15 protein-coding genes are annotated in these 13,642 nt (G+C 68.1%); 8 read left to right on the top strand and 7 right to left on the bottom strand.

Features of this window, described 5'->3' with window-relative positions; all coding sequences use genetic code 11:
- Positions 1-18: 18 nt before the first annotated feature.
- Complete coding sequence (locus DVH23_RS12730; RefSeq protein WP_114577805.1) at positions 19-1,449, bottom strand: small ribosomal subunit Rsm22 family protein; 1,431 nt, start codon at positions 1,447-1,449, stop codon at positions 19-21.
- Positions 1,446-2,189, bottom strand: a complete 744-nt coding sequence (locus DVH23_RS12725) for a prephenate dehydrogenase/arogenate dehydrogenase family protein (protein ID WP_114577804.1) — start codon at positions 2,187-2,189, stop codon at positions 1,446-1,448. Before DVH23_RS12725 ends, DVH23_RS12730 begins: the two co-directional genes overlap by 4 nt.
- 108 nt (positions 2,190-2,297) lie before the next feature.
- Here DVH23_RS12725 and DVH23_RS12720 point away from each other — a divergent pair, with 108 nt between their 5' ends.
- A complete protein-coding gene (locus DVH23_RS12720; RefSeq protein WP_114577803.1) occupies positions 2,298-3,929 on the top strand; it encodes an alkaline phosphatase family protein in 1,632 nt (543 codons plus the stop codon).
- 86 nt (positions 3,930-4,015) lie between these two features.
- Positions 4,016-5,293 (top strand): isocitrate dehydrogenase (NADP(+)), encoded by a 1,278-nt coding sequence (icd, locus tag DVH23_RS12715; protein ID WP_114577802.1) that lies wholly within the window; start codon positions 4,016-4,018, stop codon positions 5,291-5,293.
- Between the two features lie 168 nt (positions 5,294-5,461).
- On the opposite strand, the gene DVH23_RS12710 is transcribed toward icd, so the two are convergent.
- From DVH23_RS12710 to DVH23_RS12695, 4 genes are all read right to left on the bottom strand, one after another.
- A complete protein-coding gene (locus DVH23_RS12710) occupies positions 5,462-6,052 on the bottom strand; it encodes a hypothetical protein (protein WP_114577801.1) in 591 nt (196 codons plus the stop codon).
- An 81-nt stretch (positions 6,053-6,133) separates the two neighbouring features.
- A complete protein-coding gene (locus DVH23_RS12705) occupies positions 6,134-7,336 on the bottom strand; it encodes a thioredoxin domain-containing protein (RefSeq protein WP_114577800.1) in 1,203 nt (400 codons plus the stop codon).
- Between the two features lie 332 nt (positions 7,337-7,668).
- Positions 7,669-8,079 (bottom strand): universal stress protein, encoded by a 411-nt coding sequence (locus DVH23_RS12700; RefSeq protein WP_114577799.1) that lies wholly within the window; start codon positions 8,077-8,079, stop codon positions 7,669-7,671.
- A 196-nt stretch (positions 8,080-8,275) separates the two neighbouring features.
- Positions 8,276-9,358 carry an aminopeptidase gene (locus tag DVH23_RS12695; protein WP_114577798.1) on the bottom strand — a complete coding sequence of 361 codons (1,083 nt, stop codon included), beginning with the start codon at positions 9,356-9,358 and terminating at the stop codon, positions 8,276-8,278.
- A 125-nt stretch (positions 9,359-9,483) separates the two neighbouring features.
- Here DVH23_RS12695 and DVH23_RS12690 point away from each other — a divergent pair, with 125 nt between their 5' ends.
- On the top strand, positions 9,484-10,503 hold the full coding sequence (locus DVH23_RS12690) for a low specificity L-threonine aldolase (protein ID WP_114577797.1): 1,020 nt from the start codon (positions 9,484-9,486) through the stop codon (positions 10,501-10,503).
- Here DVH23_RS12690 and DVH23_RS25030 read toward each other — a convergent pair whose 3' ends face one another.
- Positions 10,504-10,638, bottom strand: a complete 135-nt coding sequence (locus DVH23_RS25030; protein ID WP_255565247.1) for a hypothetical protein — start codon at positions 10,636-10,638, stop codon at positions 10,504-10,506. It lies immediately after the preceding gene.
- A 115-nt stretch (positions 10,639-10,753) separates the two neighbouring features.
- Between DVH23_RS25030 and DVH23_RS12685 the strand changes: the two genes are divergently transcribed.
- Genes DVH23_RS12685 through DVH23_RS12665 form a run of 5 tightly spaced genes read left to right on the top strand, consistent with a single transcriptional unit; the run spans position 10,754 to position 13,459 of the window.
- Positions 10,754-11,266 carry a CinA family protein gene (locus DVH23_RS12685; RefSeq protein WP_114577796.1) on the top strand — a complete coding sequence of 171 codons (513 nt, stop codon included), beginning with the start codon at positions 10,754-10,756 and terminating at the stop codon, positions 11,264-11,266.
- A 39-nt stretch (positions 11,267-11,305) separates the two neighbouring features.
- Positions 11,306-11,920: a GNAT family N-acetyltransferase gene (locus tag DVH23_RS12680; protein ID WP_114577795.1), complete on the top strand. Its 615-nt coding sequence runs from the start codon at positions 11,306-11,308 to the stop codon at positions 11,918-11,920.
- Entirely contained in the window at positions 11,917-12,423 is a 507-nt protein-coding gene (locus DVH23_RS12675; RefSeq protein WP_114577794.1) for a metal-dependent hydrolase, read from the top strand. Before DVH23_RS12680 ends, DVH23_RS12675 begins: the two co-directional genes overlap by 4 nt.
- A gap of 42 nt (positions 12,424-12,465) precedes the next feature.
- A complete protein-coding gene (locus tag DVH23_RS12670; protein ID WP_114577793.1) occupies positions 12,466-12,756 on the top strand; it encodes a DUF5789 family protein in 291 nt (96 codons plus the stop codon).
- 7 nt (positions 12,757-12,763) lie between these two features.
- A complete protein-coding gene (locus tag DVH23_RS12665; RefSeq protein WP_114577792.1) occupies positions 12,764-13,459 on the top strand; it encodes a type II CAAX prenyl endopeptidase Rce1 family protein in 696 nt (231 codons plus the stop codon).
- Positions 13,460-13,642 lie beyond the last annotated feature (183 nt).

The following is a 13,642-nucleotide window of genomic DNA, read 5'->3' as shown; positions in this document are numbered from 1 at the left end:
CGCGAAAAGCCCTCCGCCTTACACCCGGTCTACGACCGTTTCCTCGTCGACGACGACGTTGTACCCCTCCTCATCGTCGTTCCAGAGCACGAGCGCGCCCTCGAAGACACAGACGTCGCCGTAGCCCGCCTCGAGCAACGGGCGGTTCAGGGCCGTCACCGAGGGACAGACGGCGTAGTGATCGACCGACTCGCTGCCGTCGCTGATCTTGAAGATCGGATTGGAGTCCTCTGGACCGGGATCCGTGACGAACGGGTCGCCCGACAGCGACCGGCTCAGCTTCGCGGCGACGAGGTCGACCCGGTTGGTGACGTGGCGCTCGCTGTCGGCCATCCTCGCCCACCGGCCCGAGTCGAGCGAGAGCTCGATCCGCCGTTTCCCGTCCCGCCGGAGGATCGAGTAGGTGTACTGGACGTCGACGTTTTCGAACTCGCCGTCGCCGGCGTTCTCGCGGTCGGCCCCATCGAGCCGGCGCTGGAACCCCGGGACCGCGAGGTCGGGGCGGACGTCGAACGACCAGCCCCGGTCCGTGGGACGGTGGTCGGGCCAGAGCCGGACGGTCGGTCCGTAGACGGTCGCTCCCTCCCTTTCGAGGGCCCGCTCTCTCTCGCGAAGCTGGATGCTCGTCTCCCTGTCGGCGGGCGCCAGCGCGAGCAGCGAGCCGTCGTCGGCGACGCGGTCGAACAGCTCCCTCAGGACGGCTTCGGGGTCGTCGAGTTCGCTCAACACGTTCGCGACGAGCACGAGGTCGTACTCCTCGTCCGGGTCGGCGTCCTCGATCCGCTCGCGCCGGATCGTCGGATGGACGTTCCGGCCGGCCTCCTCGAGCAGCGTCTCCAAAATATCGGCGGCGGGGCTCGGCTCGACGGCGTGGTATTCGAGGAGGGCGTCGTCGGGCAGGAAGTCCGCAAGCCCCAGCGCGGGACCACCGACGCCTGCGCCGACGTCAAGCACCCGCAGGTGCCGGCCGAGCAGGCCCCGGTCGGCGAGATCCGAGAGGGCGTACTGGACGGCGGCGTAGTACGCCGGCAGGTGGTAGATCGCGTAGCCGGCGGCGACGTCCGCATCGTACTCGACCGACCGCCCCTGGCTCTCGAGATACTCGGCTTTGACCTGCCGGATCACGCTCCGGAGGAGGTCGCCGCTGGCGCCCGTCTGCCAGTCCGGGCCGTAGCGATCGACGAGGACGTCCTCGAGGGCGCGGGCGTACCGCTCGGGAAACGCCTCGATCGGTCCCGAAAGCGGGGCGACGGGGTCGTCGGGGACGGGGACGAACCGGCCGTCCTCGCGCTCGACCAGCCCGAGATCGGTCGCCTCCTCACGGAGGATCCTGCGGACGACGGCGGGGTGGGCTCTGCCCTCGACGTAGTCGCTGATCTCCTCGGGGTCGATCGGGCGCACGTTCCGAAGGTACTTCGCGTTCGACCGGACGGCCTCGCGGTCGGTCATCGCTTCCCCTCCCAGCGGGCCGTTGCCTCGCCGTAGAGGGTCTCGAACTCCCCGCGGTCGGCGGCGGCGAGTTCGGCGGCGGCCTCGGCGACTCGATCACTTCCCGGAAAGCTCTCCTGGATGTCGGCGTACACCCGCGGGGTGCCCCCCGTCACGATTCCCGCGAGCTCGGCCATGCGGTCGTAGACGGGCGTCGAGAACGCCGGGGCGGGGTCGGCCGCGAGCGCGAACGCGAGGACGGCGGCGTGGGTCGCGGCCTGTACCGTCTCCATCGCCTCGTCGTGCTCCCGGGGCGTGGTCTCGACGAGTTCGTTGCCCGCTCGCTCGACGTCCCCGAGGATCACCTCGGTCGTCGGGCCGGGCGCGTCGCGGACGACCGCGACGGTCCCCGGCGCGCGCTCGGGGGCGAAAAGCGGGTGGAGGCTGACCCGCTCGCGGCCGGGTGCGGCCGCCGCCATCGCCTCGACGGCTTGCCCCATCACGCCCGAGACGTCGAGGACGGCGTCGTCTGCGTACGCGGAATACTGCTCAACGGCGTCGGCGAGTTCGGGGATCGGGACGGCGAGACAGACGGCGTCGAACCCGCCCTCGAGTTCCCCGGTCGAGCACGCACGGCCGCCACATGCGTCGGCAGCCCTGCGGGCGGCGGCGCCGTCGACGTCCGTGAACGTTGTCGTGGCATCGACGGCGCCGGCGAACCACCGACCCATCGCGCCCGCACCGACGATCAGTACCTCCATTCGCTCCCGACAACTAGCCGGCGGCCGTCCAAAAGGCGTTCGATCCCGGTGACGGGATCCAGTCGAACCGGTATCGTTTTCCCCCATGGGGGTCCTTGGGTGTGACATATGAGCGACTCTGCCGGGGTCGACACCCTTCTCATCGGGATCGATTCGGGGTGTCTACCGGTGTTCGAGCGGCTGTTTGCGGACGGCGACCTTCCCAACCTCGAGGCGCTTTGCTCGGAGGGACTCTCGATCCCCCTCGAGTCCCAGATCCCGCCCTGGACGCCCAGCGCCTGGCCCTCGATGTACACGGGCGTCAACCCCGGCAAGCACGGCGTCTACACTTTTACCGGCTTCGACGGCTACGACTTCCACGTCGTCTCTGCACGCGACGTCCGCGAACACCGCCTCTGGACCCTGCTCGACGACCACGACCGCTCGAGCGTCGTCGTCAACGTCCCGGTTACCCACCCGCCCGACGAGTTCGACGGCGCGATCGTCCCCGGCTTCATCGGCCCCGAAAACCCCGATTGCCATCCCGAGGGGCTGCTTTCGGACGTCCGCGAAGCGATCGGCGAGTACTACGTCTACCCCAACTACACCCGCGGCGACGACACGATCTCCGACGAGGAGAAACTCGAAGAGTACAGACACCTGGTCGGGATGCGCGCCGACGCCTTTCGCTACCTCGCCGACCGGTTCGACCCGGATTTCGGCTTCCTCCAGTTTCAAAAGCCCGACACCGTCTTCCACGAGTTCGAGGGCGACTGGGACGCCGTCCGGGAGGTCTACCGGGCGACCGACGAACGGATCGGCGAAGTGCTGGAGGACTGCGATCCCGACCGTGTGTTCGTCGCCAGCGACCACGGGATGGGCCCGATGGAGAGCGGCGAGTTCCGGGTCAACACCTACCTCCAGCGGAAGGGCTACATCGAGACCAAGAAAGGCGGCAAGGGGATGCCGACCTGGAACGTCCTGAGAGACGACCTCCGGGAGGGCGAGGACAAGACCGAGTGGGAGCCCGGAACGGTCGAACGTCTCGCGAGCATCGCCGCGAAGGCGGGGGTCACGACCAACAAGGTCGGCAACCTCCTCGAGGCCGTCGGTCTCGCCGACGTCGCGGCCAGACACGTTCCGAGCGGGGTCGTCCGGACCGGAAACGAGCAGGTCGACTTCGCGGCCTCGACGGCGTACATGCGTTCGCGGACCGAACTCGGTGTCCGGATCAACTTACAAGGTCGGGATCCCGAGGGCGTCGTCCCCCCCGAGAAGTACGACGCCGTTCGCGAGAAACTCATCTCGGACCTCTCGGGGGTCACCGGCCCCGACGGCGAACCGGTCTTCGGCGAGGTCGTCCCCCGCGAGGAGTACTACGACGGCCCCTTCACCGAGGACGCGGTCGATATTCTCACGGTGCCGAACGACTTCCAGTACTTCCTCTCGGCGGAGCTGCGCGAGGACCTCTTTAGCTCGGCGACCGAGCCCTGGAACCACAAGTTGGACGGCGTCTTCGTCGCGACCGGCGAGGGGATCGATACCGACGCCGACGTCGACCGGGCCCACCTCTACGACGTCGCGCCGACGATCATGGCCGCGCTGGGGGTTCCCTACAGCGACCGGATGGACGGGGAGGTCATCCCCTGCGTGGACGACGCGGGAAGCCAGTCCTACCCCTCCTATTCGGGCGCCAACGGGGAGGGTAGCTCCGAGGCCGACGTCGAGGACCGGCTGAGCGATCTGGGCTACCTCGAGTAGGAGTTTCCGGGATCCGTTCTCCGCAGGCGACGCCGGCGACGAAATGGGAGGCCTTTTAGGCGAGTCTGCGAGAACTGTATACCAAGATGAGCCACGAGTACGAGAAGGTCGACGTTCCGGAGAACGGGGAACCGATTACGCTCGCCGAGGGTAGCGACGACGAGATCGACGTCCCCGAGAACCCGATCGTCCCGATCATCCACGGCGACGGGATCGGGCAAGACGTCGCGCCCGCGGCCCAGCGGGTTCTGGAGGCCGCCGCCGACGCGACCGGCCGGTCGATCGCCTGGATGCGACTCTACGCCGGCGAGAGCGCCCGCGAACGCTACGACGAGAACCTTCCCGAGGACACCGTCCGCGCCATCGACGAACACCGCGTCGCGATCAAGGGCCCGCTGACGACGCCCGTCGGCTCGGGCTTTCGCTCGCTGAACGTCGCGCTCCGCCAGACGCTCGACTTCTACGCGAACGTCCGCCCGACGTTCTACCTCGAGGGCGTCCCCTCGCCGATGAAGGCCCCCGAGGAGATGGACATGGTCACCTTCCGGGAGAACACCGAGGACGTCTACGCCGGCATCGAGTGGGAGCAGGGAACCGAGGAAGTCGAGCAGGTCCGGGAGTTCGTCGAGGAGGAGATGGGCTTCGACGAGACGATGCACGACGGCCCCATCGGGATCGGCCTCAAGCCCATCTCCGAGACGGGCTCGAAACGGCTCGTTCGGAAGGCCATCGACTACGCCTTGGAGCACGACCGCGAGAAGGTCACGCTCGTCCACAAGGGCAACATCATGAAGTTCACCGAGGGCCAGTTCGGCACCTGGGGCATGGAAGTCGCCGAGGAGGAGTACCCCGACGAGGAGGTCTTCGCGGCGCCGGACTCGCTGTGGGAGACCGAGGACGAAGTCGACATCCCCGAGGACGCCGTCATGGTCGAGGAACGCCTCGCCGACGCAATGTTGCAGTGGATCCAGCTTCGCACCGACGAGTTCGACGTCCTCGCGATGCCGAACCTGAACGGCGACTACATCTCCGACGCCGCGGGCGCACAGATCGGCGGCTTAGGCATCGCGCCCGGCGCGAACTTCGGCGACGGCCGCCTGCTGGCCGAACCCGTCCACGGCTCGGCGCCCAAGCGCGCGGGCCAGGACATGGCCAACCCGACCGCGATGATCCTCTCGGGCCGGATGATGCTCGAGTACCTCGGCTGGACCGACGCCGCCGACCTCGTCCGTGACGCCGTCGAGGAGACCATCTCCGGCGGAAAGGTCACCTACGACCTCGAACGACAGCTCGAGGGCGTCGAGAAGGTCTCGACCAGCGAGTTCGCCGACGAGATCGTCGACACCGTCGAACGGCTCTCCTGATCGCGGTCTCGACCCGACTCGTTTTCGACGCTCCAGATGTCGGCTCTCCGTCGCGGGCCGATCGATTCCATCACTAACGGCCGGAAGCGGCGGCTTCTACCCGGGATGATCGCGAGGGGAGTCCGACGAAACGAGTGAGGAGCCGAACCCGCGGGTTCGGAGCCGACGTCAGGAGAGATCGACGGGACAGGCGTCGCCGTACTGGATCCCCTGGACGAGCCAGAACGTCGACAGCGGGACGAAAACGATCGCCGCGAGCAGGAACTCGAGGCCGCCGAAAGGGAGCACCGTCATGAGCCCGGCGGCGCCGAAGAGGCCGAGGACGGCGCTCGCGATCGCCGCGCCACAGGCCGCACAGCCCGCGCCCATCGTCCCCAGGATGATGCCGGCGATGCTGCCGCTCCCGTGGACGACCGAGAGTCCCTGGGTACTCAGGTGGTAGGCCAGCATGGCGACGTTGACCCCGACGAGGAGGCTCGTCACGACCATCCCGGTGCCGGTGACGGGATCGGTTCCGCCGCTGACGAACGGGAGCATGTAGTAGAGGATCTCGAGGCGGGCCTCGATCGGGAGCGGCCCGAAGACGACCACGTCGGTGAAAAGCGACATGTTCTGTGCGACGACGATTCCCAAAAGCGAGACGACAGCGGCGACGAGCGCGAGGGCGGCGTAGGCGGGTCCCGAGAGGACCGCGCCGACGGTCCGCCCGACGAGTCGGACGTCCTCGCGGCCCCGCGGAAGCAGACGGTTACCGAACATCGCGTCTCACGTCCATACTGGGTGATCGGTCTCGGGTCCCATCAATCTTGTCGGTCCCGTTCGGCTGACTTCCAGTCGTGGTTACAGCTCGAGGGTGTTCGCGAAGACCTGGTACTCCTGGTAGCCCCGGATCTCGGTGCGGTGTTCGCCTCCCCGGAAGAGATGGAAGTAAGGGGTGGCATCGACGTTCGAGCGCCCGGCCGCGTCCTCGTCGTAGGCCATGCGCTGCTCGTAGGCGCCGGACTCGGCGTCCTCCCGGATCGCGTCGGTATCGAGGTCGGTGTTCTCCTCGAGAAAGGCCACGGATTCCTCGATGGCACCCTCGTCGCTGTCGATCGACTCTCGGTTCTCGAAGACGTGCTCCCGGAGGTCCCAGAAGGCGTCGGGATCGCGGTCGTAGGTCGCCCACTGGATCGCCAGAGCCGCCTCCGACCACTCCGAGATGACGCCCAATCCGCGCCAGACGATCGAGAGCTCGCCGGCATCGGTATGCTCGCGCAGGTCGGGCATGACCTCCGCCTCGAAGTCGGCACACGCCGGACAGCCCGGATCGTCGAACATCACGATCGCCGCGTCGGTCTCGGTCGGGTACGGGCCGATCACCGGCGAGTGATCGGAGTTGCGCGTCGAGGGGTGGTCGATGACCTCGCTCAGCGGCGGGTTCCCCGACTGCTCCTCGGTTTCGGTCTCCTCTTCGGTTTCCGTCTGTTCCTCGGTCTCGGTCTGCTCTTCGGTTTCGGTTTCCTTGTCCGTCTCCGTTCCCTCTTCGGTCTCCTCAGTGGTCTCGGTCTCTTCTTCGGTCTCGGTTCCCTCGTCCGTCTCCGTCTCTTCGTCCGTTTCCGTTCCCTCTTCGGTCTCCTCAGTGGTCTCGGTCTCTTCTTCGGTCTCGGTTCCCTCGTCCGTCTCCGTCTCTTCCTCGGTCTCGGTTTCGTTTTCGGTCTCCGTGCCCGTCTCGTTATCCGTTTCCCCCACGGTTTCGTTGTCGGTCCCCTCCGTGGTTTCGGGTGGTTCGGTTTCGTTGTTGGTTCTCGCCTCGGTTTCGGTTTCCGTTTCGTCGGTCTCGTTGTCGGTCTCCGTCGACTCGCCGGTGGCCTCGTCGCTCGAGTTGTCCTCGAGCGTCTCCGGGTCGGCGACGTTCGCGCCCTCGTCGTCGTCCGATATCGCGTCGGTACAGCCGGCAAGAACTGCCGTCGCCCCCGCCGTCGCGAGGAGCCGTCGTCTGGTCGGTCCCGGTCGGGACTCCGAGGCCCCGTCCTGTGGACCGACACGTCGCTCATCGACCATTGGAGGCTGAAATCGGAGCCACAGTGATAAGTGACCTGATTCTCCCCTCTCCCCGATATACCCGCTCGTTGATCGCTCTCCCGGGGTAATTCCCTCCTGGGGCCGACGGTGATATCGTTCAGTCGACTCCGCCGACAATCGGTCCGACCGACGAACAACGTGTACGGCGACGGCGTGGTAGGGTACTGGGCAATGTCACCGATGCTCACGGACGACGCGGCGGTCGTCACGGGCGGATCGGGTCAACGGCCGAGAGAGCGCCCGCCGGTTCGCCGCGGAGGGTAGTCACCGCCGAGGCGTAGGTCGTAGACTGCGGGATAACCGACAGTGAGTCAGCGGACGACGATCACCGTGACGGGGGCCCGACGAACGACCCCCTCGGCGACGCTGCCGAGCAGAACCCGGGAGACGCCCTCCCGGCCGTGGCTCCCGACGACGATCCGATTGACGTCGTGGTCCTCGGCGTAGGTGACGATCTCGCGGGCCGGCTCGCCGCTGACGACGTCGATCTCGTACTCCGCGTCGGCGTCGATCCGGTCCGTGACCTCCTCGCGGAGCTCCTCGGAGGCGTCCGCGCGCCGCCGGCCGAGCACCTCCTGGACGGCCTGGAGGCTCATGCTCGTGAAACTGTCGGCGACCTCCACGACGCGCAACAGGACGATGTCGTCGTCGTACTCGTCGAACGCGTACTCCACGGCCTTCCGTGCGGGTGCCGAGCCGTCGTACGCGACCAGGACGGTCATACCTGCCGTACGAACTCGACCGTCTAAGCTCCGCCGATCGCTTCGACAACCGGCAGTGGACGCCGCCGCAGCGCCGGAGTCGATCGCTCAGTTCTCGAACACGAAGGTGCCGTCCTCCTAGACGACCTACGCCCACCTTTTATCTCGCTCGCGCCCGCAGCACTCGCTCGCAAAAGCTGGAGCAAAAGGGGCTCGCTCAGTTCTCGAAGACGAAGGTGCCGTCCTCCTGGACGACCTCGCCGTCGACCTCGATCCGCGAGTCCTCACTCATGTCGACGATCATGTCGACGTGGACCGCCGAGTCGTTTCGCTCGTTACCCTCGCCAACGGTGTCCTCGTACGCCCGGCCGACCGCCATATGGACGGTGTCGCCCATCTTCTCGTCGAACAGCATGTTGTAGGTAAAGCGGTCGATGTCGCGGTTCATCCCGATCCCGAGTTCGCCCAGCCGCCGGGCGCCGTCGTCGGTATTCAGGACTTCGGTCAGCAGCTCCTCGTTTTTCGCCGCCGAGTGGGCGACGACCTCGCCCGCTTCGAATTCGAGGGAGACGTCCGTGATCTCTCGGCCCTGGTGGTACAGCGGCATGTCGAACAGGACCTCGCCCTCGACGCTGTCGGGGACCGGCGCGGTGAAGACCTCGCCGCCGGGCAGGTTGTGCTCGCCGTGGTCGTTGATCGTGGGGTTGTCCGCGAGGCTCATCGTGACGTCCGTGTGTTCGCCGCTCACGATCCGGATCTCGTCGGCGGGGTCGAGGATTTCGACCATGTTCGCCTGGAACTCCCGCTGGTCGTCCCATTCCTTGTTAACCGCGTCCCAGACGAAGTTCTCGTAGCCCTCGGTGCTCATCTCGGCGAGCTGGGCGTTGGCGGGCGCGGGAAACTGGGTGAGACACCACCGCGTCGAGAGCCGTTCGTCGAGGATCGGGCCGTGGGCCTGGCGGTGGGCCGAACTCGTCTCAGGGGAGACGTCGCTGGTCTGGGTGACGTTGTCGGTCGCCCGGATGGCGATGTAGACGTCCGTCTCCTCGATGAGCGCGAGTTCGTGGTCGGGGGTCTCGAACTCCCCGTCGGACGCACGGAGGAACGCCCGGTGGGCGCGCTTGCCCGTGCGCTGGCTCGTCCTGATCGGGTTCGCGCCGACCTCGCCGATCTCCTCGTGGAGGGCGACGACGAGGTCCTCGGCGACGGGATGGGCGTCGACGACCACGTCGTCGCCCTCCTGGAGGGAAACGGAGTGGTTCGCGATGATCCGGGCGTGCTCGCGGATGCGCGGGTCCATGGTCGTCCATCGCCCGAGGCCGTCATACTCCTTTTGGAACCGGTTCGGACTCCGGCGTCCCCGTTCTCGCCCCATCCGGGTGCCGTGACCGCCGACTATTTGCGCCTCCCCGCGCTACCGCGTCCATGATCGACCTGCGGTCGGACACCGTCACGAAACCGGACGACGAGATGCGCGAGGCGGCCGCCGGCGCCGCGGTCGGCGACGACGTCTACGGCGAGGACCCGACGGTCAACGAACTCGAGGATCGTGCAGCCGAGGCGGTCGGCAAGGAGGCGGCCCTCTTCGTTCCGACGGGGACGATGGGCAACCAGGTCGCCGCCCGGGTCCACACCGACCGCGGCCAGGAGGCCGTCGTCGAACGCGAGAGCCACGTCTACAAGTGGGAACTCGGCGGGTTCGCCCAGCACTCCGGCCTCCAGTTGCGCCCCGTAGACGGGGGCTCCCGCGGCGTGCCGACCGGAGAGCAGGTCCGCGGGGCGTACGTCGCGGAGGACGTCCACCGGCCCGGGACCGGCCTCCTGAGCCTCGAGAACACCCACAACAGCAAGGGCGGGGTCGCGATCGACCCCGAGAGGATCGGGGCGGCCGCCGCGGCCGCCCGCGACCTGGGGGTGCCGGTCCACCTCGACGGCGCGCGGGTGTTCAACGCCGCGACGGCGCTCGACGTGTCCGTCACGGAGATCACCGACCACGTCGACTCGGTGATGTTCTGTCTCTCGAAGGGGCTGGGTGCGCCGATCGGGTCGATGCTCGCCGGAAGCGAGGCGTTCGTCGAGGAGGCCCGCCGGACCCGGAAGCTGTTCGGCGGCGGGATGCGCCAGGTCGGTGTCGTCGCCGGTCCGGGGCTCCGTGCCCTGGAGAACGTCTCCGACCTCGCGACTGACCACGAGAACGCCCGCGCGCTCGCGGAGGGGATCGCGGACGTCGAGGGGCTGTCGGTTCAGGAGCCCGAGACCAACATCGTGCTCGCCGACGTCTCAGGGACCGGCCTCGAGCCCGACCACGTTCTGGACCGGCTCGAGGACCGCGGGGTCCGGGCGACCCCCTTCGGCCCGGGGACCGTCCGGTTCTGTACCCATCGCGACGTCGACCGCGAGGACGTCGAGCGGGCGGTCGAGGGTGTGTCGGGCGCGCTCGCCTGATTACTTCCCGCGCATTCCGTCGCGGAACTCGAGGACGGTCCGGCGAAGCAGCAAGTAGAGGAAGAACACGAGCGCGAGCAAGACGAGGACGACGACGAGGATCACCGGGTCGTCCGGGAGGAGGCCAGTCGGCATACCCGCAGGTATACGGGGCGAGCGCAAAGACGTTTCGCCCGAGCGGTGGGGTCGGCCGCCGGAAGCGGCCAACGCAACCCCGCCTTTCAGGATCCTTCGTTGCCTCTGCTCGCCCATGAACGACGACATCGACCGCGAGCTCCCGATGGCGGTCGCCGACGCGCTCCGCGACCGAGAGGAGACGGTCGCGGTCGCCGAATCGTGTACGGGCGGGCTGATTGGCGCGGCCCTGACGGCGATCCCGGGCGCGACCGACTACTTCGATACGGGGCTTACGACCTACGCCTACGATTCCAAGCGCCGCCACCTCGGGGTGAGCCGCGAGCACCTGGACGAACACGGCGCGGTCTCCGAACCCGTCGCCCGCGAGATGGCCCGCGGAGTCCGGGACACGACCGACGTCACCTGGGGGGTCGCGACGACGGGGGTCGCGGGCCCGACCGGCGGCAGTGAGGAGACCCCCGTCGGCACCGTCTTCGTCGCGGTCGCCTACGCGGGCCCGTGGGGCAGCGAGAGTTCCTACGCGACAGTCGAGCGCATCGAGTTCGACGGCGACCGGGCGGAGGTGCGCGCGAAGACCGTAGACCGGGCGCTCGAACTCCTCCTGGCGGAGGTCGACGCGCGGTAACGACGGAGGACTTTTGGGGGTCGCCTGCCGCCTCCCCGCATGAACAGCGAGGGCGGGGGGCGGATCCGGGCCGCCACACCGGGGGACGCGGCGGCGATCGCGGCGATCTACGCACCGTTCGTCGAGGAGACGCCGATCTCCTTCGAGGAGCGTGCGCCGGGCGAGGAGGAGATCGTCGACCGGATCAAATCCACCCTCGTTGCCTACCCGTGGCTGGTCTGTGAACGCGGCGGCGAGGTCGTCGGCTACGCGAAGGCGGGACCGCTGCGGTCGATGGACGCCTACCGCTGGACCGTCGAACTCACGGTGTACGTCGCGGGCGAGGCACGCCGGTCGGGGGTCGCGACCGGGCTCTACACCGCCCTCCTGGAGCTACTCGACCGGCAGGGGTATCGGAGCGCCTACGCCGCGCTCGTGGTTCCAAACCCCGAGAGCGTCGCCTTTCACGAGCGGATGGGGTTCGAGCCCGTCGGGACGTTCCCGCGGGTGGGCTACACGCAGGGCGCCTGGCGGGACGTCCGGTGGCTCTATCGCCCGATCGGGGAGCCGGAGGGCGACTCGAAACCCGACGAACCGCTCCCCTTCCCCGACGTCCGGCGGGGGCCGGGCTGGGGGGAGGCATTGGCCACGGGCGAGGCGGCACTCGAGCCATGAACAAGCGCGGCCACGTCCTGAACGCGGCCCTGCTCTCGGTCGGCCTCGGATTCCTCGTCGAGCCCGCCGGCTCGGTCGAGACCTACGTGACGGTCCTCGAGGTCGGGGTCCCGGTCGTCCTCGGCGCGCTCTTTCCCGACGTCGACACCGCCTTCGGCCGTCATCGCAAGACCCTCCACAACCTGCCGGTGCTCGTCGGCTTTCTCGCCTTTCCCGTCGTCTTCGGCAACCTCGAGTTCGTCTGGATCGGGATCTTCACCCACTACGTGCTCGATGCCGCGGGAAGCAAACGCGGTATCGCCCTCTTCTACCCGCTCTGGGACCGGGAGTTCGGCCTTCCGATGGGTGTCTCGGTCGGAACCAGGGGAGCGGGAGTCGTGACCGTTGTCGTGACGGCCCTCGAGCTCGCCGTCGCCGCCGTCGTCCTCCACTGGCCACCCGAGCGGGCGATCGAACTGGGCGAGGCGGCGATCCGAGCCGCGGTGTGGACCGCCGTCGGGTAGGGAAACGAAAGGTTGAATCGACGGCCCGGCCAACGCCCGGCCATGAGCGACGAGGAAGACGAGGAGACCGAGCCGACCGTCGAACTCGGCGAGGGGCCGGCCGTCGAGGGCGCCCCGCTTGCCCGAGTGACCTCCCGGCTGACCTGGCCCAAGGAGGCGAGCGAGGTCGACCGGCTCGAGGGCGAAAGCGTCATCCGAACCCCCGACGGTCCCCGCGAGCTCTCGACGGTGATTCGCGAGATCGACGAGACCTACTTCGAGCGCAGCCAGGAGTTCGAGGGCTACGTCCGGGAGGTCGTCGGGACCGGCCCCGTCGAGACCACAGAGGAGTAGCGACGCCGTGGCGACCGACGAGACCGCCGCCGGATCGGGTCTCCGGGAACGCCTCGCCGGACTGACGTGGGTCCAGCGGTCGCTGCTCGTCGGCGCGGCCTGTACCGTCGTCTGGATGAACGTCGTCGAATCGGGGCTGACCAACCGCCTGCTCTACGACGGCCTCCTCCTGTTCGGCGGGCCGCTGACGCTGGCCCTGACCCACGGGAGACGGATCGGCTGGCGGATCGACCGCCTGGCGGTCCGGAACGCCCTCTTGCTCTCGCTTTTCGTCCTCCCCTTTTACCTCGTGGGCTCGACGCTGCCGACCATCCGGACCTACTACCCGATCTGGGAGACCTCGACGGCTCCCGTCGAGTTCGTCCCCCACGCGCTCGGCCTATTCTTTCTCGCGCTGGCCTCGGAAACGTACTATCGAGGGTTGCTCTGTGTCGGAATCAGGGAGATCGGGTTCGTCGCGGTGTTCATCAGCCCCGTCCTCTACATGTTCCACCACTGGGAGAAGCCGCTGCTCGAGTTCTTGCTTTCGGGGCCGACGGACGTCCTCTTCGGCGCCGTCGACTACCGCTCGAACTCGATTCTCCCCTCCGTGATCGCCCACGGGGCCGGCCTCGTCCTGCTCGACTGGCTCGTCCTCCACGACCCGCTGTTCGATCCCGCTCCGATCCTCCGACACCTCGACTGGCTCCCGGTTCCGTTGTGATGGGGTCCGCGGTATCGATGCCGGAACCCCCGCCGGGTCGTGGTCCCGTCGGACGGCCCGTTCGGGGGAGGACTTCGGAGAGGACGAGCGCGAGGGTCGAGGGGACGTTCGCCGCGCCGTACGGCGTTCGAAAATTACCGACCGCAATCAATATGTAGCCCCGTGATGTACCCGGGTAGGCAC

It is taken from the genome of Saliphagus sp. LR7 (assembly GCF_003344565.1).
In the GTDB taxonomy this organism is placed as follows: domain Archaea; phylum Halobacteriota; class Halobacteria; order Halobacteriales; family Natrialbaceae; genus Saliphagus; species Saliphagus infecundisoli.
This window is presented reverse-complemented; position numbering and strand designations above follow the sequence as displayed.